The 18,591-nt window shown below is 72.9% G+C and carries 19 protein-coding genes and 2 pseudogenes; 12 read left to right on the top strand and 9 right to left on the bottom strand.

The features are described from left to right. The first annotated feature begins 180 nt into the window (after positions 1–180). The 5 genes from ABZ321_RS27730 to ABZ321_RS27710 all read left to right on the top strand — a co-directional run bounded on the left by ABZ321_RS27730 (position 181) and on the right by ABZ321_RS27710 (position 4,857). The gene (locus ABZ321_RS27730; protein WP_354896378.1) at positions 181–1,323 is read left to right on the top strand and encodes a hydrolase; all 1,143 of its coding nucleotides are present in this window, start codon (positions 181–183) and stop codon (positions 1,321–1,323) included. After that, positions 1,320–2,219 carry an ABC transporter ATP-binding protein gene (locus ABZ321_RS27725; protein WP_354896375.1) on the top strand — a complete coding sequence of 300 codons (900 nt, stop codon included), beginning with the start codon at positions 1,320–1,322 and terminating at the stop codon, positions 2,217–2,219. Before ABZ321_RS27730 ends, ABZ321_RS27725 begins: the two co-directional genes overlap by 4 nt. Beyond that, positions 2,216–2,953 (top strand): ABC transporter permease, encoded by a 738-nt coding sequence (locus ABZ321_RS27720; RefSeq protein WP_354896372.1) that lies wholly within the window; start codon positions 2,216–2,218, stop codon positions 2,951–2,953. The genes ABZ321_RS27725 and ABZ321_RS27720 overlap by 4 nt, the downstream gene beginning before the upstream one ends. Positions 2,954–2,975: 22 nt before the next feature. Continuing rightward, positions 2,976–4,157 (top strand): histidine kinase, encoded by a 1,182-nt coding sequence (locus tag ABZ321_RS27715; protein WP_344499364.1) that lies wholly within the window; start codon positions 2,976–2,978, stop codon positions 4,155–4,157. A gap of 94 nt (positions 4,158–4,251) precedes the next feature. Beyond that, positions 4,252–4,857 carry a response regulator transcription factor gene (locus ABZ321_RS27710; RefSeq protein WP_344499366.1) on the top strand — a complete coding sequence of 202 codons (606 nt, stop codon included), beginning with the start codon at positions 4,252–4,254 and terminating at the stop codon, positions 4,855–4,857. Between the two features lie 58 nt (positions 4,858–4,915). Here the strand turns inward: ABZ321_RS27710 and ABZ321_RS27705 are convergent, their stop codons facing one another. Continuing rightward, entirely contained in the window at positions 4,916–5,818 is a 903-nt protein-coding gene (locus ABZ321_RS27705; protein WP_354896368.1) for an MBL fold metallo-hydrolase, read from the bottom strand. 84 nt (positions 5,819–5,902) lie between these two features. Between ABZ321_RS27705 and ABZ321_RS27700 the strand changes: the two genes are divergently transcribed. The 4 genes and pseudogenes from ABZ321_RS27700 to ABZ321_RS27685 all read left to right on the top strand — a co-directional run bounded on the left by ABZ321_RS27700 (position 5,903) and on the right by ABZ321_RS27685 (position 7,458). Continuing rightward, positions 5,903–6,511: a DUF1707 domain-containing protein gene (locus tag ABZ321_RS27700; RefSeq protein ID WP_344499370.1), complete on the top strand. Its 609-nt coding sequence runs from the start codon at positions 5,903–5,905 to the stop codon at positions 6,509–6,511. 110 nt (positions 6,512–6,621) lie between these two features. Then, positions 6,622–6,770: pseudogene (locus ABZ321_RS27695) on the top strand (IS110 family transposase); the annotation flags it as partial. A gap of 117 nt (positions 6,771–6,887) precedes the next feature. Further along, positions 6,888–7,061, top strand: a pseudogene (locus tag ABZ321_RS27690) (IS110 family transposase); the annotation flags it as partial. Positions 7,062–7,104: 43 nt separating this feature from the next. Continuing rightward, positions 7,105–7,458 carry a hypothetical protein gene (locus ABZ321_RS27685; RefSeq protein ID WP_354896617.1) on the top strand — a complete coding sequence of 118 codons (354 nt, stop codon included), beginning with the start codon at positions 7,105–7,107 and terminating at the stop codon, positions 7,456–7,458. A gap of 141 nt (positions 7,459–7,599) precedes the next feature. On the opposite strand, the gene pepN is transcribed toward ABZ321_RS27685, so the two are convergent. Together pepN and ABZ321_RS27675 are read right to left on the bottom strand one after the other, a co-directional pair. Then, a complete protein-coding gene (pepN, locus tag ABZ321_RS27680; RefSeq protein ID WP_354896365.1) occupies positions 7,600–10,020 on the bottom strand; it encodes an aminopeptidase N in 2,421 nt (806 codons plus the stop codon). Positions 10,021–10,115: 95 nt separating this feature from the next. Then, positions 10,116–10,742, bottom strand: coding sequence for a pyridoxamine 5'-phosphate oxidase family protein (locus tag ABZ321_RS27675; protein ID WP_344499376.1), 627 nt, complete (start codon positions 10,740–10,742; stop codon positions 10,116–10,118). A gap of 281 nt (positions 10,743–11,023) precedes the next feature. Between ABZ321_RS27675 and ABZ321_RS27670 the strand changes: the two genes are divergently transcribed. Then, positions 11,024–11,485 (top strand): flagellar basal body-associated FliL family protein, encoded by a 462-nt coding sequence (locus ABZ321_RS27670; RefSeq protein ID WP_344499378.1) that lies wholly within the window; start codon positions 11,024–11,026, stop codon positions 11,483–11,485. Positions 11,486–11,501: 16 nt separating this feature from the next. Here ABZ321_RS27670 and ABZ321_RS27665 read toward each other — a convergent pair whose 3' ends face one another. Both ABZ321_RS27665 and ABZ321_RS27660 read right to left on the bottom strand, forming a co-directional pair. Next, positions 11,502–11,948 (bottom strand): GNAT family N-acetyltransferase, encoded by a 447-nt coding sequence (locus tag ABZ321_RS27665; protein ID WP_354896362.1) that lies wholly within the window; start codon positions 11,946–11,948, stop codon positions 11,502–11,504. A 71-nt stretch (positions 11,949–12,019) separates the two neighbouring features. Further along, positions 12,020–12,298, bottom strand: a complete 279-nt coding sequence (locus ABZ321_RS27660) for a GlsB/YeaQ/YmgE family stress response membrane protein (RefSeq protein WP_344499382.1) — start codon at positions 12,296–12,298, stop codon at positions 12,020–12,022. A 161-nt stretch (positions 12,299–12,459) separates the two neighbouring features. Here ABZ321_RS27660 and ABZ321_RS27655 point away from each other — a divergent pair, with 161 nt between their 5' ends. Together ABZ321_RS27655 and ABZ321_RS27650 are read left to right on the top strand one after the other, a co-directional pair. Then, a complete protein-coding gene (locus tag ABZ321_RS27655) occupies positions 12,460–13,644 on the top strand; it encodes a hypothetical protein (RefSeq protein WP_354896359.1) in 1,185 nt (394 codons plus the stop codon). Between the two features lie 44 nt (positions 13,645–13,688). Continuing rightward, positions 13,689–15,170 (top strand): RtcB family protein, encoded by a 1,482-nt coding sequence (locus tag ABZ321_RS27650; RefSeq protein ID WP_354896356.1) that lies wholly within the window; start codon positions 13,689–13,691, stop codon positions 15,168–15,170. A gap of 31 nt (positions 15,171–15,201) precedes the next feature. Here ABZ321_RS27650 and trxA read toward each other — a convergent pair whose 3' ends face one another. The 4 genes from trxA to ABZ321_RS27630 form a co-directional block, all read right to left on the bottom strand. Next, on the bottom strand, positions 15,202–15,627 hold the full coding sequence (trxA, locus tag ABZ321_RS27645; protein WP_344499388.1) for a thioredoxin: 426 nt from the start codon (positions 15,625–15,627) through the stop codon (positions 15,202–15,204). A 78-nt stretch (positions 15,628–15,705) separates the two neighbouring features. Beyond that, a complete protein-coding gene (locus ABZ321_RS27640) occupies positions 15,706–16,302 on the bottom strand; it encodes a DedA family protein (protein WP_354896353.1) in 597 nt (198 codons plus the stop codon). 26 nt (positions 16,303–16,328) lie between these two features. Beyond that, complete coding sequence (locus ABZ321_RS27635; protein ID WP_344499392.1) at positions 16,329–17,237, bottom strand: MBL fold metallo-hydrolase; 909 nt, start codon at positions 17,235–17,237, stop codon at positions 16,329–16,331. An 81-nt stretch (positions 17,238–17,318) separates the two neighbouring features. Beyond that, positions 17,319–18,578, bottom strand: coding sequence for a hypothetical protein (locus ABZ321_RS27630; RefSeq protein WP_354896349.1), 1,260 nt, complete (start codon positions 18,576–18,578; stop codon positions 17,319–17,321). Positions 18,579–18,591 lie beyond the last annotated feature (13 nt).

The raw sequence follows: 18,591 nt of genomic DNA, 5'->3' as shown, positions 1-18,591 counted from the left end.
TCCGTTGATCGGTGCCGGCCCGGTGTTCCTGAGCCGATCCCTTCCCGTCGCGGGTGCGGAACGGGAGCGAACGGGGAGACGTGCCGTCTGACATTTGTCACCGGCCGGGCGTGCACGGTGCACCGCAACCGATGTGTGACGGCACTACGGGAGCGGCACGGGGGCACGAAGACTGTCCATATGAGACGCAGAGTCGTACTGATGGCGGCGGCATCGGCGGCGGTGGCGGCCGTCCCCACACCGGCGTTCGCCGCCGGACCGGTGAGGCTGGTCCTGCCGGCGCCGACCGGGCGCCACCGCATCGGCACCGTCGCGCTGCACCTCGTCGACCGGTCCCGCCCCGACCCGTGGGTGCCGGCGGAGCGGGTCCGGGAGCTGATGGTGCAGCTGTGGTACCCCGCCCACGACGCGCGGCGGCTGCCGCTCGCGCCGTGGGTGTCGCCGGCGTTCGCCGCGCTGCTCAACCCGCCCGGCTCCGGCTACGAGCTGCCCCTCACGCACGCCCGGCTCGGCGCGCCCGCGCTGCCCGGGCCGCGCGCCGGGTGGCCCGTCGTGCTGTACTCGCCCGGCTTCGGCGTCGAGCGGACCGCCAGCACCGCCGTCGCGGAGGAGCTCGCGAGCCACGGGTACATCGTCGTCACCATCGACCACACGCACGACTCGCCGCTCGTCGAGTTCCCCGGCGGGCGCGTCGCCAGGAGCGCGGTGCCGCCGCCGACCGGCGAGCCCGGCGAGGAGGAGCGGCTCATCGCGAAGGCCCTCGCCGCCCGGGTCGCCGACACCCGGTTCGTCCTCGACTGGCTCGCCCGTCCCCAGCGGGCGTTGCCGAGCGGTCTCTGGTACGCCGTGGACCAGCGCACGATCGGGATGATCGGGCACTCGCTGGGCGGTACCACCGCCGCGGAGACCATGCTGGAGGACCGTCGCGTCAAGGCCGGCGTGAACCTCGACGGCGCCATGTCGGGCCGCGTGATGACCGAGGGGCTGGACCGGCCGTTCGTCCTCGTCGGGTCGGACGGGCACGGCCGCACCGGCGACGAGACCTGGGCCGCGTTCTGGGCGGTGCTGCGCGGGCCGCGCCTGGAGCTGCAGCTGCGCGACTCCGGGCACATGTCGTTCACCGACTACCAGGTGCTGCTCCCGCAGGCCGGGATCCCGGCGGAGGACCTCGTCGGGCAGCTGGGCACGATCGACGGCGAGCGCTCCGTGCGGGTGCAGCGGGCCTATCTGCTGGCGTGGGCCGACCGCCACCTGAGTGGGCGCGGGGGTACCCTGCTCGACGGCCCGTGCGCGGCGTTCCCCGAGATGCGGTTCCTCCCGTGACGGCGGCGGTCCAGGTGTACGAGCTGCGCCGCCGCTACGGATCGTTCGAAGCGGTGCGGGGCGTGTCCTTCGACGTCGAGCGCGGCGAGCTGTTCGCGCTGCTGGGCACGAACGGCGCCGGGAAGACCTCGACGCTCGAGCTGGTCGAGGGGCTCGACCGGCCGACCGCGGGTGCGGTACGGGTGCTCGGCCGTGACCCGGTCCGCGACCGTACCGCAGTACGGGCCCGTACCGGCGTGATGCTGCAGGAGGGCGGCTTCCCACCCGACCTGACGCCGGCGGAGGCGCTGCGCATGTGGGCCGGCACGTTCGGCACGCGGGCCCGGCCAGTCGCGGACACGCTGGACCTCGTCGGCCTGGCGCACCGCGCGGACGTGCGGGTCCGGCAGCTGTCCGGCGGCGAGCGGCGCCGTCTCGACCTCGCCGTCGCCGTCGTCGGCCGGCCCGACCTGCTCATCCTCGACGAACCCACCACGGGTCTGGACCCCGAGTCCCGGCACGACACGTGGCGGCTGCTGCGCGGGCTGCTCACCGACGGCGTCACGATCCTGCTCAGCACCCACTACCTGCAGGAGGCGCAGGAGCTCGCCGACCGGGTGGCGATCCTGCGCGCCGGGACCGTGGTCGCGACCGGCTCCGTCGCCGAGGTCGTCGCCGCGTTCCCGGCCCGGATCACCTTCGACCTGCCGCCCGGCGTCACCCTCGACGCGCTGCCGGACGTGGTCGGCGCCTACGACCTGACCGGCGGGCGGGTCTTCGTACACACGCAGCAGCTGCAAACGGCGCTCACGACGCTGCTCGGCTGGGCCGCTGCACGCGGCATCACGCTGACCGGGCTCGACGCGCGGTCCGCGACGCTGGACGAGGCGTTCCTGTCGATCGCGGGTGCGGCATGACGCATCTGGTCCGGTCCGAACTGCTCCTCCTCGCCCGCAACCGGATGGCCGTGTTCAACTCGGTCCTCGTGCCGGTGATGATCATAGGGCTGCTCGCGTCCGGCGGCGATGCCGGCGGTGACACGGCGGTCGTCACCGGGATGCTCGGGTTCGTCCTCGTCGGGGTGCTGTACTACACGCTGGTCAGCACCTACGTCGCCCGCCGCGAGGACCTGGTGCTCCAGCGCCTGCGGGTCGGCGTGCTCACCGACCTGGAGATCCTCGCCGGCACCGCCGGCCCCGCGGTCGCCGTGGCGCTCGGGCAGATGGCGCTCTTCGTCGCCGTCGGCGCGACCGCGTTCGGGCTGCCCGCACCGGTCAACGCCCCCGTGCTGCTCCTCGGGGTGCTGCTCGGGACGGTGGTGTTCGCGCTGCTCGCCGCGGTGAGCACGACCTTCACCCGCACCGTCGAGCTGGCGCAGGTGACGACGCTGCCGGTCCTGCTGGTCTGCGTCGCCGGCGCCGGCTTCGCGATCCCGCTGGACGCGCTGCCGGGGCCGGTCGCGGAGGCGCTACGGTGGCTGCCACTGTCGCCGACGCTGGAGCTGGTCCGGCTCGGCTGGCTCGGCAGGCCCGGGGCGGGCGTCCTCGGCGTCCTCGGGGCGGCGGCCGCGCCGGCGGGGCTGCTGGCGGCGTGGACCGTGCTCGGCTGGGTGGCCGTGCGACGCTGGTTCCGCTGGTCACCGCGGCGTTAGTCGCAGATGGGGGTTCGGGGTCTTGATCGGGTGGTGGCGGCGGCGCAGCCAGGCGGCGCGGCTGGAGTGGTACGTGCGGGGCTCCTTCTACGGCCAGCTCACGCTGTCGCCGGTGCTCATCGGCTTCCTGGTGCAGCTGGAGGTGAGCCGCACCGCGCTCGGGGTCGTCGTCGCGGGGTTCGTCGTGCACACCGTCGTGTGCCTGCTGCTCGTGCACGCGGGCATCGGCTCGTACCTGGGGCTGCGGCCCCGCCCGACGGGCCTGATCCTCGCCGGCGGCGCGCTGACCGTCGCCGGCATGGCGCTCGGCTTCCTCGCCTACCCGCACGCGACCCCGGGCCGGCCCGACGGTCCCGCCACCGCCATCCTCATCGTGCTCGTCGTCACGTACGTGACCGCGCTGTGCGCCGCCGTCCGGCCCCGGGTCGTGCTCGCCGTCGTGGTCGGCAGCTGCCTCTTCAGCACCGTCACCAGCAGCGCCGGGGCGGCGATCGCGCTCGGCGCCCTGCTCGTCCCGATCGTCGGCGCGTACCGGGTGTCGCTGTGGATGCTCGGCGTGGTCCGCGAGCTGGACCGCGCCCGGCACGTGCAGGCCGGGCTCGCCGTCGCCGAGGAGCGCCTGCGGTTCGCCCGCGACCTGCATGACGTGGTCGGCCGTACGCTGTCCGTCGTGGCGCTGAAGTCCGAACTGGCCGCGCAGCTCGCCCGCCGGGGCCGCGAGGAGGCGGTGGCGGAGATGCTGGAGGTGCGGCGCATCGCCCAGGACTCGCTCACCGAGCTGCGTGCCGTCGTCGGCGGGTACCGTGCCGCGGACCTCGACGTGGAGCTGGCCGGCGCCCGGGCGCTGCTCGCCTCCGCCGGCATCGAGTGCCGCGTCATCGGCGACGGCGGCGCCCTCCCGGCGGAGCTGCAGGGCACGCTCGGGTGGGTCGTCCGCGAGGGCACCACCAACCTCCTGCGCCACAGCGAGGCCCGCACCTGCGTCGTCACCCTGCGCACCGGCGCCGACGCCGTGACGCTCACGATGACGAACAACGGTGTCCCCGCCTCGGACAAGATCGTGTTCGGCGGCGGGCTGATCGGGCTGACGGAGCGGATCACGGCCCTCGGCGGCACGGTGACCGCGGTCCGCACCCCGCCGGACGGCTTCCAGCTGCTCGTCTCGCTGCCGCTGCTGTCGGCCGCCCCGGCGGTGGCAGCGTGATCCGGCTGCTGGTCGTGCTGCCGCTGCTGCCGGCCGCTCCGGCCGGTGGCCGCGTCGCGTTGCCGCTCCTGCTCGCCGCTCCGGCGGTGGCCGCGTGATCCGGGTGTTGCTGGCCGACGACGAGCACCTGATCCGGGGTGCGATCGCGGCGCTGCTCAGCCTCGAGGACGACATGGAGGTCGTCGCGCAGGCCGCGACCGGCGCCGAGGCGCTCAGCCTCGCCCGCGCCCTGCACCCGGACGTCGCCGTCCTGGACCTCCAGCTCCCCGACCTCGACGGCGTGACGGTCGCCACCACCCTGCACGCCGAGGTGCCCACCTGCCGCACGATGATCGTCACCAGTCACGGGCTGCCCGGCCACCTTAAGCGCGCCCTCACCGGTGGCGTGCGCGGTTTCCTCGCCAAGACCGTCGCCGCCGAGGTCCTCGCCACCGTGGTCCGCACCGTGCACGCCGGCGGCCGGTACGTCGACCCGCAGCTCGCCGCCGAGGCCATCAGCGCCGGCGACAGCCCCCTCACCGCCCGCGAGGCCGACGTGCTGCGGCTGGCCGGCGACGGCGCCCCCGTCGACGAGATAGCCCGCCGCGCCGCGCTCTCCCCGGGGACCGTCCGCAACTACCTCTCCTCGGCCGTCACCAAGACCGGCGCCGCCAACCGCCACGAGGCGGCCCGCATCGCCCGCGGGCGCGGCTGGATCTGAGGCGGCAGGCACGATCTGCCGTCTTCAACAACTGACCCACCCCGGCCGGCTGCCGGAGTTACTGGTACGACTCCGGCAGCCGGCTGGCCGGGTGCGCCCACGCGAGCACGTTGGGAAGGCCCTGCTTGTCGAAGAACGCGACGATCTCCTGGTCGGTGTGGCGCAGGCTGAAGTGGGTCAGCACGAACGTGGTCGCCGGGTTGGCCTCGACGACCGGGCGCAGCTCGCTCCACACGGTGTGGCCGATGCGGCGGGCCCGCTCCAGCTGGTCGTCGCCGAGGAACGTGCACTCGGTGACGACGACCGGGTGGTCCAGCAGCCACGGCGACCGGGTGAAGACGTCGGGCCGGGTGTCGCCGAGGAACGCGACCAGCGGCGTCACCACCTCGTGGTCGATCTCGACGCCCTCGCGGCGCTTCGCGGAGAGGAGCCGGCCGTCGGCCTTCAACGCCTCGAACTCGGGCTTGATCGCCCGCTTCACCGACGAGATCGCGAAGCCGACGCACGGCACCTTGTGCGCGCAGTCGACGACCCTGACCCGGTGGGCGCCGCGCTTGCCGATGCTGAACTCGTCGCCGCCGCGGACGCCGTGCAGCCGCGCCGCCGGGGCGAGCGACGGGTCGTAGGCGGCGTTGTGGTTCAGCTCGCTCGTCGCGCGGATGTAGCCCTCCGCGTACGGGACCGCGGCCGCCGGCAGGTAGATGTCGACGCCGGTCTCCTTGACCGCGACGTAGTCGAGGTCCTTGCTGTGGTCCATGTGCGTGTGGGTCAGGAAGACCGTGTCCGGCTGCCAGCCCTCGACGAGCCCGCAGTCGACGCCCGTCTTCAGCTCCGGCAGCAGGAAGAACGTCTTGTCGTTGGACCGGGAGTAGCCGCTCATGGTGATGCCCGCGCCGGGGATCGCCCACGACTTCCACTGCCGGAAGGGGTGCCCGCGGTCGAGCAGCTCGGCGTGCGGCATGACGCTCCCCTCCGGTCGGTGTCCAATGTCGACGGTACCGGCGGCGGCAACCCGATTAGCGCGGCAGCGTCTACGCTGGGCGGCATGAGCGAGCTTCCCGAGCGGGTGGACCACCGGCAGCTCCGCGCGTCCGACGCGGACCGGGAGCAGGTCGCCGAGGTCCTGCGCACCAGCGCCGCCGAGGGCCGGCTGGACCTGGACGAGCTCGACGAGCGGCTGCGCACCGTGTACGCCTCCCGCACGTACGCCGACCTGGAGCCGCTCCTCGCTGACCTGCCGGCCCACTCATCGGCCAAGGTCAACCTGGACGGCGTCCAGCCGCCGCGCCCCGGCGACGTGGCCGAGCGCAGTGGCGCGGTCGCGGTCATGAGCGGCTTCCACCGCCGCGGCGCCTGGATCCCGCCGCGCCTCTTCACCTGCCTGGCATTCTGGGGCGGCGGCACCATCGACCTGCGCGACGCCCGCTTCCTGTACGGCGACCTGAAGATCCGCGCGTTCGCCGTCATGGGCGGCGTGGACGTGATCGTCCCCGACGACGCCGCGGTCGAGGTCACCGGCATGGGCGTGATGGGCGGCTTCGACCACGGCGCCGCCACCGCCGGCCGCCACGGCGCCCCCCGCATCGTCGTCACGGGCTTCGCCTTTTGGGGCGGCGTCATAGTCCGCCGCAAGGACCGCAAACACAAGGACTGACCACCCGGCCGGTTGGTGCACGGCGGCCCAGCCCTGAAGGTCGGGGGAGAGACGGACCGCCGTCAAACGACCGGCAACTCCGTGCCCTGGTTGATCATGACTGCATAGGTCTACCTGACCTGTCCGGCGTCGGTCCCGTCGTCGCCCTGCTCGCCGTCTGGTTTCACGGCCGCATCCCAGCGAAGCTGCGTTCGGTGGGATTACCCCATTCCCCGCAGGCTCAGGCCGCACCGCCCGTCACCATCTCAACCGCGGCGGCGGCAGCACTTTCGACACCGCTCTCCACGACGTTGTCACCATCGCCGCGGCGTGCACCACCCGCCGCCGAGTGCCGAACTCGTTCGAAGATCGAAGGACGGATCCGGTCGTCGTGGGTCTGCTTGACCTGTCCGGCGTCGGTCCCGTCGTCGCTCTGCTCGCCGTCTGGTCCCACGGCCGCATCCTCAGCGAAGCCGCGTTCGGCGGGATCACTCCACTCTCTGCCGCGTCCGGCCGCACCACCTGCCACCATCTCAACCGCGGCGGCAGGACCTTCAACGTCGCTCTTCACGACATCGTCACCATCGCCGTCGCATAAACCGCCCCGCCGCCGAGTGCCGAACTCCTTCGAAGATCGAAGGACGGATCCGGTCGTCGTCGGTCTGCTTGACCTGTCCGGCGTCGGTCCCGTTGTCGCCCTGCTCGCCGTCTGGTTTCACGGCCGCATCCCCAGTGAAGCCGCGTTCGCCGGGATTGCCCCGCTCTCGGCCAGCCCCAGCCGCACCACCCGCCACCAGTCCAACCGGGGCGGCGACAGTACCTTCAACGCCGCCCTTCACAAGCGTCACTGTCGCCGAGGCGTGAACCTCCCCGACAACGAATGCCGAACTCCTTCGAAGATCGAAGGACGGATCTGGTCGTCCGGGCGGCCAGATCCGTCATTCGATCATGGTCCGGCTCCCCGGTGACGAGAGTCGGTTGGACATATGCGAAATGTCGGATAAATTCGGGCGCTTGCGCCTGGATTTATCCGGGGCAGGGGCCGTCTCCGGGGGCGGAGGGCGGCTTGCCGCGTCAGTGGGGGCGTTGGCCTTGGTTGGGAGGGTGGGTCAGGTGGTGCGGGTGTGGAGCATGCGGCGGACGACGTCGATGCGTTCGGTCATGTACTTGGCGACCACCGGTGCCGCGTCGGCGGTGACGGTCTCGGCGCGGCGCAGGTAAGGCTCGTCGACGCCGTGCAGCGGGAAGAGACGGTTTGCGAACACCATCGCCGGGGTCATCCCGCCGCGGTGCAGTTGCGGCGCGAGCTCCAGGTACCTGGCGGCGAACGGTGCGAGCGTCGCGTCCTGGCCCGGGCGCCAGAAGGCCGCCATGACGGTCTTGACCTCGTTGATCGGCACCGAGCGGTCGACGACCACGGCCTGCCAGACGGACTCCTTCACCGCCGGGTCGGGCGACGCCGCGCGGACCCCGGTGGCCCGGACCCAGGCGTCGGGGTCGGGGTCCACGCCGAGCAGCGCGTCGATGTCGGCGTCGACGGTGCCGCCCAGCTCGGCCGCCCGGGCGAGGGCGCGCCACCGCAGGTCCACGTCGTCGCCGGCCCGGGAGCGCAGCCACGCGACCTCGTCGAGGTCGGCGGCGGTGCGGGCGAGGGTACGCAGCGCCACCTGCGCCTGGTCGGGCTGCTCGGCGAGCTTGCGGCAGGTCGCGGCGACCGCTTCGACCAGCGATGGGCGGTCGGCGTCCGGCGACCACCGCTCGGCGACGTCGGCGGCGAGCGTCAGGTACGGCTCGATGACCGACCCCGACGTCTCGGCGAGCAGCACGCCGGTGAGGCAGCGCACCGCCTCCGCCGCGGACACCTCGCCGGTGAGCAGCATGTCCCAGACGGTGGCGACGGCGACCCCGCGGGAGATGGCGCTCGGCAGCGCCGTCGCGGCCGGGAAGGGGGAGGGGCGGGTCGTGGCGAAGGTCAGGTCCTCGTCGTTGACCAGGTACAGGTCGGCGCCGGAGGGCAGGTCGACGGGGGTCGTGGGGCCGGCGATCTCGACCTGGACGAGGGCGGTCCGCTCCAGCCGCTCGCCGCCGTCGCCGCGGTACGCGCCGACCGCCAGGACCTGCGGGCGCGGAGGGCCGTCGGGGCCGCGGGCGTCCAGGACGAAGCCGTCGCCGGTGTGGCGCAGCGTGATCCGGTCGGTGCCGGCGGTCTCCAGCCAGCCGGTCCGCCACGCGTTGAGGTCCCGGCCGCTCGCCGCGCCGAGCGTGTCGATGAGGTCCTGCAGGGTGGTGTTGCTCCAGGCGTACCGCGCGAAGTAGGTGGCCATGCCGGCCTCGAAGTCCGCCTCGCCGACGTAGCGCATCAGCTGGTGCAGCACCGACGCGCCCTTCGGGTAGGTGATCGCGTCGAAGATGGACATCGCCTGCGCGACGTCGTGGATCGGCTGGCGGATCGGGTGCGTCGCCGGGCCCTGGTCGGCGAGGTACGCCAGGAGCTTGCCCTCGGCGAGGTGGCCGGCCCACGCGTCGGTGAACTCGGTCGCCCGCTCCGCCGCCCAGTTGCAGGCGAACTCGGCGAACGCCTCGTTGAGCCACAGGTCGTCCCACCAGCGCATCGTGACGATATTGCCGAACCACATGTGCGCCATCTCGTGCAGCAGCACCTTCGCGCGCAGCTCCCGCTCCGCCGGGGTGGGCGCCGACCGGTACATGAACGAGTCGGACCACGTGACGCAGCCGTAGTTCTCCATCGCGCCGCCGAACTCGGGGACGAAGACCTGGTCGTACCGGCGCTGCGGGAACGGCATCCGGAACACCTCGCCGTAGAAGGCGAGCCCCTGCCGGGTCAGCGCGAAGAGCTCGTCGGCGTCGCGGTCCAGCACGGCCGCGAGGGACCGGCGGGTGAGCAGCCCGAGGTCGTGCCCGTCGACGTCGCGGCGCACCTCGTGGAACGGTCCGGCGTTGACGACCGTGTTGTACACCGACAGCGGCGGCGTCGCGGGGAACTGCCACCGGCGCGCGGCACCGGCGGTGGTGACGACCGGGTCGCCGCTGTTGCTCACGACCGTCCACTGTGGTGGCGCGAGCACCGTGAACTGGTGCGGCGCCTTCAGGTCCGGCTGGTCGAAGCACGCCCACACGAAGTGCGCCTCGTCGGGCTCGAACGACGTCCACACGTAGATCTCGCCGTCGGCGGGGTCGACCGCCTTGTGCACGCCCTCGCCGTCCTTGGTCTCCGCCTGTACGGTCTCGACCCGCAGGTGGTTGGTCGCCTCGAGGCCCGGCAACGGGATCCGGCCGTCCTCGGCGGGCGGCAGCGGGACGCCGTTGAGCTCGGCGCTGACGACCTCGGCGGCGCAGTCGACGAAGCTCTGCGAGCCCGGCTCGCGGCACGTGAACCGCACCTGCGACACGCACCGCACCCGCGGCCCTGACGGCAGCTCGGTGAGATCGATGTCGATCGCGTAGTGCTCGACGGCCAGCAGCGCGGCCCTTTGCTCGGCTTCGACCTGCGTCAGGCTCGGGTTGCTCATCCGCCGATCCTAAGGCGTGGACAGATTGCCAGCATGACCATTACTGGCCTGGTGGCTGCCGTGACGCCGTACAGCTGAACGAGCGGGCGGGGTGATCAGGCGCCGCGGTCAGCGCCGGCGCGCTCCGCCGCCACGTGGAAGAAGTCGCCGCCCTTGCGGCGCGCGTCGTCGGTGCCCCACGCGCGCTCCTCGGCGGTGACCTTGCGCAGCCGCGGGATGTGTTTCGCGCAGTGGATGTACGCCTCGTCGACGTGCAGGTTGACCCACCGCTCGGCCCGGCGCCCCGGCACGGTGTCGCTCGGCAGGCCGGGGAACGCCCGGCGCATCTCGGCGTCGGGCACGATCGTGGCGCGCCCGTTGATGTGCAGGCCGATCACGTCGCGCAGGAAGTCGACGAAGACGAGGCCGACGTGGGGGTTCTCCACGATGTTGCCGAGGCTCGCCATCACGCCGTTGCCGCGGTACTCCGGCCAAGCGACCCGTCCCGGCCCGAGCACCTGCACGAACCCCGGCGGCCCGGCGCGGAACGTGCAGTCGCAGTGCCCGAGCGCACTCGCCGTCGCGACGAACATCATCTCCTGCCGGCCGACGAAGTCCACCATGTCGGCGTTCAGCTCCGGCAGCACCTGCTGCTGGTAGAACCGCTCCGCCCGCTCGACGGTCCCGAACCGGGACTGCAGCAGGTGCTCGCCCGCGGTCCCCGGCAAGTGTGTGCTGGCCATCGTGTCCACCGCTGCCTCCAACGTCGACCCCCGAAGATCGCAGTGTTCCACGCGCACAACCGTCCCGTCGCACACCGTGTACGTCGGTGCCGCCCCCACCGGGCCGGTTGCCGGCGCCCCCGTCACAGGCGTCCCAGCGGCCACGGCACCGCACCGGCGTCGCGGTGGTGCGCTCGTGGCGCTACCTCTCCGCACCTGGCTGCAACTCACCTGTCGGGCGATCGGTCCGATGTCAGGAAGCGTCGGAGGTCGGCGGTCGTTCAGGCACGAGGGGGAGCTTCATGGCGAAGGACGAGAAGGACAAGGCGGCGACGGAGGAAGCCCCCAAGAAGGGCGGCAAGAAGAAGCTCATCATGATCCTCGCGATCGTCCTGGTCGCGCTCGCCGGTGGTGGCGCCGGCGGGTACTTCATGTTCGCGCCGAAGAAGGCGACGGCCGAGGTCCTCGTGGCCGGGGTCGTCGTGCCGCTGGACGCGATCACGATCAACCTCGCCGACGGGCACTACCTGAAGCTGAAGATGACGCTGCAGGCGACCGACAAGGCGGCCGAGGCCCCGGACGGCAGCAAGGCGCTGGACGCCGCGATCTCGCTGTTCAGCAACATGGACTCCAAGGAGCTGCTGACCACCGACGGCCGCGAGAAGTACAAGGCGCAGCTCAAGGAGAAGGTCGTCGCGGCCTACACGGTCAAGAAGGAGAAGGAGGTCATGGACGTGTACTACACCACGTTCGTGATCCAGTAGCCGGCGCCGGCCCGGCTCAGGCGGACGGGCGGCGCAGCGTGAGGTACGGCACGGCGCCCGGCTCGGGCTCGTAGCGGTCCACCTCGGCGAAGCCGCGCGCCTCGGCGAACCGGACACCGGCGGTGTTGGCAGCCCAGACCACGGTCTCGACTGCGTCGGGGGCCTGCTCGGCGGCCTGGCGCATCGCCCGCTCGTACAGTGCCGAACCCAGCCCACGACCGCGCCACTGCGGCAGCACCCGGACGATCACCGTGGACGCCCCGCCGCCGGCCTCGGGCGGGCGGACCGTGGTGCAGCCGACCAGCACGTCACCGTCGTAGGCGACCTCCAGCAGATACCTGCCAACCCGTTCGCGCGCCTCGTCGGTGGACATCGCGGCGTCCGGCACGACCGCGTTGTGCACCAGCCGCCAGTCCTCGATCGTGGCGTCGTCGGTGACCGGTCCGATCCGCAGGCTCGACATGGCCGCGACCATACGGCAACGGCGCCCGGCACGATGGCCGGGCGCCGTTGAAGCCAGCGCTGAACGTCTGCTCAGAGCGCGCGGCGGCCCCGGCCGGAGATGCCGGCCACCAGCGCCACACCGACGGCGGCGAGCAGCACCTGCACGACGAGCTCGCCCCAGTCGACACCGGGGGTGTCGGTCGCGATGCCGATCGCGTTCGCCAGGACGGTGCCCAGCAGCGCGGCGACGACACCGACGACCATGGTCAGCAGGATCGACATGTGCTGCCGGCCCGGGACCACGAGCCGCCCGAGCGCACCCACGATCAGTCCGACGATCAGCGCGGTGATGATCCCAGTGACGGTCATTGCTCCTCCTGAACTCGTTGCTTCCTGTGTGCCTCGGCCCTGCTCCCGCTCCGCCTCGGCTCTGCTTCAGTGATGCCCGTGCGTCCCTGATCCGAAACCGATCGCACCCGTCCTCGATCGGGACGGCGCAACTCCGGCAAATCGGCTATCGTTACGCGTCTATGAGAGTCCTTGCTGTCGTCGCGGCCGGAGTCACCGTCGCCGCGACGCTGGTCACCGCCACCACCAGCGCGTCCGCCGCGGCGGCGCCGGCCACGCTGCCCGCCGGCCAGTTCACGCTGTCGGCGAACTACCACCAGTTCGACGCGGTGAACTCGGCCCTGGTGTCCACGCTGGGCACCGCGGCCGTGCACACCGTCATGGACAACGCCAACCACGACCGGACCGGGATCACCGACTCGCTGGGGATCAGCTACGAGACCGGCTTCTCGTTCGACTCCGGCGACGACAACGACTGCACCAACTACCCGCAGGGCATCACCACCAGCCGGGACGCCATCGGCACCGCCAACAGCGGCAACTACGACGGCCACCAGCTGATCCTGGTCAGCTGGTACACCAAGGACGGCTGCGACGGGGCGTCCTCGCGCAGCCGGATCACGCTCGTGGACTGGGACGCCACGTATCCCAACAAGTACCGCAAGGTCCTGCTGGTCGAGCCGACCGGCACGACGGCCGCCCCCGACTTCAAGGACATCAAGATCCACGCCGGCGGCGTCTCGTGGTTCGGCGACTACCTGTACGTCGCCGACACCGGCCGCGGCATGCGGGTCTTCGACATGCGCAAGATCCTGAAGACGGACACCGGCGGGACCGCCGCGCAGATCGGCCGGCAGAACGCGACCACCTACTACGCGCACAACTACGCGTACGTGCTGCCCCAGATCGGCACGATCACCGCGGCGACCACGTCGGGCACGAACCTGGCCTGGTCGTCCATCTCGCTGGACCGGGTCAGCCGGTCGATCGTCATGACCGAGTACACGTGCGCCTCCGGCTGCGCCGACTACCCCAACCGGCCCCCGCGGGCGGTGCGCTTCCCGTTCGCCGCCGGCGCCACCACGTTCGCCGCGAGCACCACGGCCAGCCAGGCGCTGCAGCTTCCCTGGTACAAGCTGAACGGCGTCGCCTCGCACAACAACCGCTGGTGGTTCAACTCGTCCGGCGCCAAGCAGCTGTACTACTGGACGCCGTCGGCGGGCTCACACACGTATGCGTGGGTCAGCGGCGGCGAGAGCATCAGCTACTGGGAGGACGCGACCGAGGCGGACCTGCTGTGGTCGCTGCAGGAGCAGGTCGGGCACCGCAACGTGTTCGCCGTCAAGCAGGCCAACTTCGACGGGTAATTCGTTGTACGGCGGGCGGGGCGCCTTCCTACCCTGGGCGGACCATGTCGACCACCAAGCGGCCCGATCCGCGCCTCGCCCGCACCGACGACTCCTGGCTGACCCTGCCCAACCCGCACGGCGTGCCCGTGGAGATCTGCGCCGCGCCCGACGTGCCGATCGAGTCCGCGGCGGTCGACGAGCTGCTCACCGTCGTGGAGACGGCGGCCACGCTTGACGCCATGGGCGCCCGGCTGGACCGGGTCGTGTGCACCCCCGACTTCCACAAGGGCGCCGGGATCCCGATCGGCACGGTCCTGCAGACGACCGGAGCCCTCATCCCGCAGGCGGTCGGCAACGACATCAACTGCGGCATGCGGGTCGAAGCCACATCACTGACCGTCGACCGGGTCCGGCCGCACCTGGACCGCCTCGAGCAGCACCTGCGGCACCTGTTCTTCGAGGGCGGCCGGCGCATCGGCCTCACCCCCGCGCACCGCGAGGGCCTGCTCCGCGACGGCCTGCCGGGCCTGCTGTCCGCCGGTGTCCCGTCCGGCGCGGAGGGCGCCTGGGCGCAGGTCCGCCCCGATGACCTCGCCCCGGACAACCTGCACGCCGCCGGCCACCCGGTCGCCTCCGCCGCCGGTTTCGACGACTGGATCACCAGCGGCGGCGGCACCAGCTACGACAGCATCATCGGCAGTGTCGGCGGCGGCAACCACTTCGCCGAGCTGCAGTACGTCTCGGAGATCCACGACGGCGCGGCCGCCTACGCCTGGGGCCTCGCCCCGGGACGGGTGGTGCTCATGGTGCACACGGGGTCGCTCTCGCTCGGCCACCAGGCCAACTCCACCGGCCAGGACCAGGCCCGCGCCCTGTGGCCGCGGGGCGTGCCGATGCCCCGCAACCGCATCCTGCCCATGCTGCTGACCGACGAGGGCTCCGCCCGCATCGGGAAGTACCTGACGGCGTTCGCCAACGCGGCCAACTTCGCCATCGGCAACCGCTTCTTCCTGGCCCTGATGATGCGGGCCGGCCTCGCCGCCGTCGCCGGACAGGTCGATTCGCGGCTGGTGTACGAGTCGCCGCACAACCTCCTGTGGCCCTCGCCCGACGGCACCGTCGTGCACCGCAAGGGCGCCACCCCCGCCGCGGGCCCCGGCGACACGACCCCGTGGGGCGAGCCGGTCATCGTGCCGGGCTCGATGGGCGCCCCCAGCCACCTGCTGCGCGGCCTCGGCAACCCGCGCGCCCTGCAGAGCGCCTGCCACGGCGCCGGTCGCAGCGTCCCGCGCGGCTCCGCCTCCCGCGGCAGCGACGCCGAGCTCGACGCGTTCCTGGACGAGTTCCGCGTGGTGACCCCGCTGAACCACCGCGACCCGGCCCTCGCCGGCCGCCGCGACATCCTCGACGCCTGGCGCCGCGACCTCAAACAGGAGGCTCCCTGGGCGTACAAGGAGGTCGGCCCGGTCGTCCGCACCCTGGAGACCGCGGGCGTGGCCACCCCGGTCGCCGAGCTCCGCCCCCTCCTCACCGTCAAGGGCTGACCGGACCCTGCCGGCCGGTGGTCGGCGGAACTCAGGCCAGGGACTGCTCGACCCAGCGGCGCAGGACGGTGGCGTTGGCGGCGCCGGACTGGCGGGCGACGACCTTGCCGTCCTTGACGATCATCAGGGTGGGGACGGCGCGGACGTCGAAGCGGCGGGACAGGCCAGGGGCCTTGTCGATGTCGACCTTCACGAGCTTGACCGTGCCGGCGAGCTCGGTGGCGACCTGCTCCAGGGCGGGGCTCACCGCGCGGCACGGGCCGCACCAGGTCGCCCACAGGTCGACGAGGACGGGGGTCGACGAGCGCTCGGCGACCTCGGCGAACGTGTCGTCGCCCGCGTCGACGATCCACGGCAGCTTCGCGCCGCAGCTGCCGCAGGCGGGTCTGCCCGACGCCGCCGCCGGGACCCGGTTCCGTTTGCCGCACGCCGCGCATGCCACGATGCTGCCCGCCACTGGTCACTCCCGTTCGCTCAGGACCCATCAGGTGCAAGCGCCGCTCGTACCGGCGAAATTCCCGCGACGGCGAGGGCGTCAGGCCGCGCGGAGCTTGCGGACGGCGAGGGTCACCGCGCCGGCGGCGAGCAGGACGCCGACGGCGGTGCCGGCCGGGGCACTGAAGCGGTCGACCTGCTGCCAGCGCTCGGCGAGCATCCAGCCGGCCCCGATGAACAGCGCGTTCCACACGCCCGAGCCGGCGGTGGTCAGCAGCACGAACTTCGGCAGCCGCATCCGCTCGATCCCCGCCGGGATCGACACGAGGCTGCGCAGCACCGGCACGCACCGCGACAGGGCCACGAACCAGGAGCCGTGCCGCTGGAAGAGCCGCCGGCCGCGCTCCAGGTCGCGCTGCCCGGCGAGCAGGAACCAGCGGCGCCCCGCGAGCCGGTGCAGCCGCTCATACCCGAGGCGGGCGCCGAGCCAGTAGAGCAGCAGCGACCCGGCGACTGCCCCGGCGGTCGCGCACAGCCAGACGAGCACCGGGTGCATGGCGCCGGCCCGCGCCCGGAAGCCCGCGAGGGGCAGGATCAGCTCCGACGGGATCGGCGGGACGAGGGTCTCCAGGGCGATGAGCAGCCCGACCCCGACAGGCCCCAGCTGGTCGATGACGGCGAAGATCCAGTCTGTCATCGCAGTGAGCCTACCCGCGGACGGCCTCAGACGCGGGTCGCCATGGGGCCGCCGAGCCAGGCGACGGCGTCGGTGAGGGCGGCGACCGGATCGACGTCGGCGCCGCGGCTGTCCGCATACGCGCGGTGCAGGTTGGGCACGATCCGCTCCGCGTCGGCCCAGCCCGCGAACTCGCCGAGGTCACAGGCGCGGGCGGCCTCCAGCGGGGTCAGCCCGGCCCGCAGGCCCGCGTCGGCGGTGTCGAGGACGAGTCGCAGGTACCGGCGGATCCGGTCGAACACGGGGTCGATGTCGGCGGCGGTGAGCAGCGGCCCGTGGCCCGGGACGAGATGGTCGGGTCCGAACGCGGCGAGCCAGTCCAGGGCCGCGATCGCGCCGGTGACGGAGCCCATGAACACGAGCGGGGTGAGCCCGTTGAAGACGAGGTCGCCGGCGAAGAGGACCCGCTCCTCGGGCAGCCACGCGACGAGGTCGCCGGTCGTGTGCGCGGGCCCGCCGGGGTGCACGACGTCGACCCGACGCTGTCCGATGTGGACGGTGAGCCGGTCCTGCACGGTGATGTCGGGGAGCCGGCGGGTGACGGCGCCCCAGTCGGGGACGGGCTGCCACAGCGGCGGGCAGCCGTCGATGACCGGGTCGACGCGCAGCCCTTCGCGCATGTGCTCGTGGCCGACGATGACGGTGGCGGCGGGCAGGAGGCTGTTGCCATACGTGTGGTCGCCGTGCAGGTGCGTGTTGACGGCGAGGCGGATCGTGCCGCCGCCGGTCGCGTCGTGCACGGCGGCGAGGAAGCGCCTGGTGCGGGTCTCGGTCGCGCACGTGTCGACCAGCAGGACCTGGTCACCGCCGGCGACGACGCCCGCGTTGTTGAGCCACCACGTGCCGTCGGGCTGGACCCACGCGTGCACCCCGGGCACGACCTCGTGCAGCGTCATGCCCCGCAGCGTACCGCCACCGGAATGACACCGAAAAGTCCCGCAACGTCCCGGAAAGCCCAGAAGGGCCCGGAACGGGGGCTAGCGTCGCAGCGGGATCTGGCCGGGGGTGACGAGGCCGAGCCTGACCAGGTCGAAGTCCAGGTCGCGCTCCCACTCCACCCGCGGCGCCACGAGCGGGCTGCCGCTCTGCGCGAACGTCAGGTGCGCGGCCCCGCTCGCCGAGCCCAGGAACAGGCCCGGGCGGCGGCTGGCGCCGAACCCGCCGAGCGTCTCCAGGCGCCGCGGGCGCTGCCCGTCGACGACCGACCCCGCCCAGCGCCAGGGGGCCGCGTCGGCCATGAGGGCGGTCGCGTTGGTGGTCCACTTGTCGGTCCACTCCCGCAGCCGGAAGCTCTCCGGCAGCCCCCGCAGCACGCGCGCGGTGGCCCGGTCGGTGGTGACGCCGCACATGTCCAGGGCGTCCATGGCGTGCCCGGCCAGCAGCGCGTCGACGACCGCGCCGGCGTTGGGCGCATCGCCCCACAGCTCGTCGACGCCGGTGGCGGGGGACTGCCAGTATTGCGGCATCCGGTCCCAGCGGTGATGTGCCGCCGCGCCGGCCACCCGCGTGAGGCCCGCCCGCAGGCCACCGCCGGGGACGACGCCGACCGCGAGCCAGATGCCCTTGCCCGCCGGTTTCGCCGGCGGCACGATCTCCCGCAGCAGCACCTGGACGCGACCGGCGAGCCGGCCACCGGTCCGGTCGCGCGGGAACCACCACCGGATCCCGGGCAGGAACAGCCCCGCGACGGTCTCGTCGAGGTCCTCCAGCTGCCGCTCCGACAGCACCGACAGCAGCGCGGGGTCGAGCGCCACGTCGACGGGGACCCGGTCGCTGGTCAGCTTCGACGTCGCCAGCCGCTGCAGCCGGGCCCGGCGGCGGCCCTCGGGCTCGAGGGCGGGGACGACGGCCCAGGTCGCCTCCCACTGCGCCCACTCCTCGACGGCGGCGACGACGTCCTCGGGGAACACCGAGTGGAACTGGCCGGACGGCACCGCGAGCGGGTCGCCGTGCTCCAGCGGCTGCGCGTCGCTCTGGCGGCGCTCGTAGAACGCGGCGGTGAAGCCGAGCACGGCCGCCGGGTCCGGCAGGGCGTCCACCTGCTCCCAGTCGCCGACGCGCTCACCGGGCCGGATGTCGGCGACGGTCACGACCGCGTAGGCCTCCTCGCCCGGCATCCGCACCCAGGCGCCCGGCTCCACCGGACTCGCCGACCACTGGCGCGGCGCCTGGCGGACCACCGGCTCCAGGCCGGACCGGCGCAACGCGTCGACAGCTGCGGTCAGGGACGTCTCCACGGGGAACACCATA

This window comes from Dactylosporangium sp. NPDC006015, from assembly GCF_040614215.1.
Lineage (GTDB): Bacteria > Actinomycetota > Actinomycetes > Mycobacteriales > Micromonosporaceae > Dactylosporangium > Dactylosporangium maewongense.
Note: the sequence above shows the minus strand (reverse complement) of the source record. Positions and strands in the feature narration are given on the sequence as shown.

Excerpts from the sequence above, each read along its gene's own strand:
- pepN (WP_354896365.1), bottom strand. The coding sequence starts at position 10,020 with ATGAGCAACCCGAGCCTGACGCAGGTCGAAGCCGAGCAAAGGGCCGCG.
- ABZ321_RS27720 (WP_354896372.1), top strand. The coding sequence starts at position 2,216 with ATGACGCATCTGGTCCGGTCCGAACTGCTCCTCCTCGCCCGCAACCGG.
- ABZ321_RS27705 (WP_354896368.1), bottom strand. The coding sequence starts at position 5,818 with ATGCCGCACGCCGAGCTGCTCGACCGCGGGCACCCCTTCCGGCAGTGG.
- ABZ321_RS27650 (WP_354896356.1), top strand. The coding sequence starts at position 13,689 with ATGTCGACCACCAAGCGGCCCGATCCGCGCCTCGCCCGCACCGACGAC.
- ABZ321_RS27730 (WP_354896378.1), top strand. The coding sequence starts at position 181 with ATGAGACGCAGAGTCGTACTGATGGCGGCGGCATCGGCGGCGGTGGCG.
- ABZ321_RS27660 (WP_344499382.1), bottom strand. The coding sequence starts at position 12,298 with ATGACCGTCACTGGGATCATCACCGCGCTGATCGTCGGACTGATCGTG.
- ABZ321_RS27640 (WP_354896353.1), bottom strand. The coding sequence starts at position 16,302 with ATGACAGACTGGATCTTCGCCGTCATCGACCAGCTGGGGCCTGTCGGG.
- ABZ321_RS27700 (WP_344499370.1), top strand. The coding sequence starts at position 5,903 with ATGAGCGAGCTTCCCGAGCGGGTGGACCACCGGCAGCTCCGCGCGTCC.
- ABZ321_RS27675 (WP_344499376.1), bottom strand. The coding sequence starts at position 10,742 with ATGGCCAGCACACACTTGCCGGGGACCGCGGGCGAGCACCTGCTGCAG.
- ABZ321_RS27670 (WP_344499378.1), top strand. The coding sequence starts at position 11,024 with ATGGCGAAGGACGAGAAGGACAAGGCGGCGACGGAGGAAGCCCCCAAG.
- ABZ321_RS27635 (WP_344499392.1), bottom strand. The coding sequence starts at position 17,237 with ATGACGCTGCACGAGGTCGTGCCCGGGGTGCACGCGTGGGTCCAGCCC.
- ABZ321_RS27665 (WP_354896362.1), bottom strand. The coding sequence starts at position 11,948 with ATGTCGAGCCTGCGGATCGGACCGGTCACCGACGACGCCACGATCGAG.
- ABZ321_RS27655 (WP_354896359.1), top strand. The coding sequence starts at position 12,460 with ATGAGAGTCCTTGCTGTCGTCGCGGCCGGAGTCACCGTCGCCGCGACG.